3 protein-coding genes are annotated in these 3,774 nt (G+C 35.3%); 1 reads left to right on the top strand and 2 read right to left on the bottom strand.

The window, feature by feature from the left end:
- Positions 1-78 precede the first annotated feature (78 nt).
- Positions 79-1,011 (bottom strand): abortive infection family protein, encoded by a 933-nt coding sequence (locus tag ACFIJQ_RS08740; protein ID WP_375629944.1) that lies wholly within the window; start codon positions 1,009-1,011, stop codon positions 79-81.
- 941 nt (positions 1,012-1,952) lie between these two features.
- Between ACFIJQ_RS08740 and ACFIJQ_RS08745 the strand changes: the two genes are divergently transcribed.
- On the top strand, positions 1,953-2,132 hold the full coding sequence (locus ACFIJQ_RS08745; RefSeq protein WP_375629946.1) for a hypothetical protein: 180 nt from the start codon (positions 1,953-1,955) through the stop codon (positions 2,130-2,132).
- A 591-nt stretch (positions 2,133-2,723) separates the two neighbouring features.
- Here the strand turns inward: ACFIJQ_RS08745 and ACFIJQ_RS08750 are convergent.
- A complete protein-coding gene (locus tag ACFIJQ_RS08750) occupies positions 2,724-2,921 on the bottom strand; it encodes a hypothetical protein (protein WP_375629948.1) in 198 nt (65 codons plus the stop codon).
- Positions 2,922-3,774: the final 853 nt, after the last annotated feature.

Raw genomic sequence — 3,774 nt, forward strand, 5'->3', positions numbered from 1 at the left:
AACACCCCCCCTTTTTTAATGCCTAAAAAGCATTAAAAATGGCACGAGAAAATGCTGGTAATCGTGATATGTTTTTTATTATGGCTGATCCATGAGCTCTAAGATATAAATTGAGAGGGAATGGGCGGCATTAAAAGTTAAACGCGCATGGCGAGGTTTGAGATTGATTAGTTCGAAATCCTTTTTTGAGCGGCCGTGCGCTGCACCTTTCTTGTTTCTTAACTTTATAGTACCGCGCACAATTTGATACAGACCGGATGCGATCATTTTTAAGTCATTTTCATCTAGATCTTGATTTTTTAAGTTTTCTTGCTTCATATCTTCGGGATGGATCTTAGCTTTCTTAACGACTTCTTCCCATAAAGCGGGCAGATTATTACGGGCGTTTTCTGCATATGGGATAGAATGGTGGTCGAGATAAGCTTTGCAAGAGGCTTCCAATAGATTTGCTGCAAATAGAACTGCCTCCCTTGGATCTTTTTCTATATTTTCTAATGCCCTATTGATTTCGATTTCTACTGCTGAAAGTTCTTTCTCTGCAATAAGTTTTTTTAGTTTTTCTATAGAGAGGAGGCCAGCTTTTTGCAATTCTTGTGTGGAGGTCAGCTCATTCTTGATAATATGCCCTCCACGCTGATATTCCAAGTCATACTCCTCTAACTTTTCTAAAACTGTACGTTTATCTTTTTGTAACTGTAAAATTTTTTCATATAATGATGGATTTAATCCGCTTGGGTCTGGGTCATAATATTCTTTTTCCAAAAAATCCCCAAGCAAGTTACCAAGGACTTCAAGTGGTTCTTCGCATTGAGAATTGATTGCACGTAGCCACGCTTTAACTTTTTGGATTTTTGTACCTTCTGGAACCTCAGGAGGAGCAAATGATGCAATAAACAAGTCATCTAACTCGTTATGCGTATAATGGTGCGCAAACATTGGAGGAAGTAGTCCAATGATTGCAGGAGGAATAGTGTTTTTCTGAGAGATTTTTTGCGGAGATGATAATTGCATTTTATGGCTTTATAATATCAAAAAGTGGTGCGTGGGGTGGTTTTTAGAGTATGATTTTATTGCCTGACCTTGCATAGAAGGTCGCGCAACAATCTTGTGGCTTATATAAGATTTGTGAAAAAGAAATACTATATTGTGTTTTAATTTTTTTCCTTTCATTGTTATAACAGTGAAGGGGTGGATAATGCGTGATAATTCGAAAAATATAGAATGAGAACAGAAGTATAATTTTGTATTATTGTAACTGCAATAACATTCTTTATTGGTAGATTATTTATTGGAGAGAAGGAAGCAGGCAATGCGTATAATCCCTGAAAGGAAGGTTTTGTGAAAAGAATTTCAACAATGGTATGTTACCAAATGTTGCGTGTGTTTTTTACTTGTCAGAAAGGGCAGATGGGGTTCTTTGTTCGCATAACCGGTAGAGAGAACAAGTGGGTAGGGGATCGGTTTACCAATTTCGTTTATTCCGTTAAAGCTTACGGTTTTCTATAAAAAGGCTGTTTTCATTATATCCGCTGTTAATCTCGCGTATTTGGTCGTGATGGAAATATAAACGTTTATCGTGTCTGTAAGGGAGCTTGAAGCAATGAAGTTATGTGTAAAAGAGTTCTGAAAAGCTTCTTTTGTCCGTAAATTTTATAAGGAAAATCTAAAGACAGGAAAATGTTAGAGAAATCTCAGAGCACACTGTAAAAGTAAAAAAACAGCCTTTTTAGAGATGGTTTGCTGTCTGTCATCGTGCATCATGATTTTCAATATTTTTAAAAATTTTCCCTCAATGAGAGAAGGCTTTTTTATTAAAGAGGGGTAGATTTGTTATGACAGTTCACAATGAAATGGAGATAAGATGCTGCTTTACCAGATGTTTTTGTCGCTTCATCTTCATTTGAACCTGTTGCGGTTATGCAAGCATAGTGATTCAAGGAGGTTTAAATGAGATGAATAACATCGCCAAGTTTGCAGCACGGTGCTATTTTCCACATCGCGATGCGTGGCAGAAGAGGGTTAGCATTTTGGGCGGCGGCGCGGGCGCGCGGGATGCCATATTCTATGCTGGTGCTGTAGGGGTGTCTGTTAGCGTGTTTATGGGACTATTCCGCATTGAAATGCGTGCTTAATTTCGTGGATACTTGCAAAGATACCAACAGAGAATCCCATATTTCAAGAGGTTTTGAGAGGTGTCCAAGAGCACAAAGCAAGTATGACGTTGATAAACACCGCATGTTACTGGAGATGGCCAAATTTTAGAGTTTAAGGAGCTTGTTGGTTTAGTGTCCTTTCATAAAAATAACGAAGGTTGTGGTTAAGGTCTCAGTGTGTTGGTTTCTCGAAAAGTAGTAAACTGCTCTATGATCTTATATGCCATTGCAAATGTTATTGAGAAGGCGTTCAAACAAAGCATATCATAAATCGGAGCCCTTCTCTTTATGCGATAAGGAGAGTGCGAGGCAAAACAGTAAAAATACAGCGATATTGTTTGGGTGCCAAATGTATTCTCAATAGTTTATAATTTTCTTTTCTTAAATGTGCAGCTCTTTCTGGAAAATGTTCGACAATCTCTTAATCGTTTAATAAAAATTAAAATCGGTTATAAGGAAGAGCTTGTAAATTATAAAGTAGGAAAAAATTGCATTTTATAAACAACAGGGGAGGGCTGTTTCCATAGTCCAAATATTTTTTCAAGTTGTTATGGTATCTTCTTGAAGTGCTTAATCGATAAAAGTTTGATAATTATCAGAAACAATATATTGGGTATTTTCTCCCAAAGCTTTGAAATATTCACGACCGCAATGGATTTTTGCTTTTTCCAGATCGCGCAAGATGTCTTCGAAAATACTTCCTTTGCTTTCCACAACAAAATATAGTTTGTTTTGTCCATCTATTACTTCAATAGAGGCGACTTCAATCTACTTTATAAGCGTTTGTTCATAAGCATCGATGGAATCCAGCCTATATAGCATGTTGTGTTTATCAAGATGAAATTGTTTATGTAGATTTCTTGTATTGAAAGCAATGGTACGATTTTTGATGTCTGTATAAAAATATTGACAAAAAAAATTTTAATAACGCATGATTATAGAGTTTTGTCCTTTGTTTTAAGCGTGTAAAGTTAACCCGTTGTTTATCCATAGATTTTGTGTTTATTATTTATTTGATACATTTAATCTAGAATGTAAATTGTGTTCGTATATTCAAACTAATATACTGGTATTGAAGCGGTGAGAGTGTTACTTTGTTGAGAATAGATAATTTGGTAGGTTGGTATTCCCTTTGTATCAGAGAAATTCACCTTATTCTCTCATATTGTACGTGGATGAAATATTAACCGCATAATGCTCTCTCTTACATGAGATGTAAGATTGATATGCTTTCCATATTAGGAAAAGTTGTTGATTGTAGAGGAGTATTTTTCTGCGAAATTTGTTTTGCTTAAATGGCAAAAATAGAGCAATAGTCGCATATTTGTTACGCTGTAACGCATATATATAATCGATGAAGTCAACACTTCATTTAAGAAATTTCTTAAAGAAAAAACATAAAAAAATAGAATTGTTGAAAAAAATCTTTTATTTTGAAGCTTGTTTCTCATGATTATAAAAGCTTTATGTGGATTTCGAAAATTTTGGTTGTGTTGAAAAGTATGAAAAATCAAGGAAATTTTGCAAAAAAGCTGCATCATGTGTGCAGCTTTTTATGTGTTTTCTTTAGAGGTAGAAGTTTTAAAGCATGAAAGTATCCTTACGGCTTCTATAACCATAA

This window comes from Bartonella sp. TT67HLJMS, from assembly GCF_042193375.1.
Taxonomy (GTDB): domain Bacteria; phylum Pseudomonadota; class Alphaproteobacteria; order Rhizobiales; family Rhizobiaceae; genus Bartonella; species Bartonella grahamii.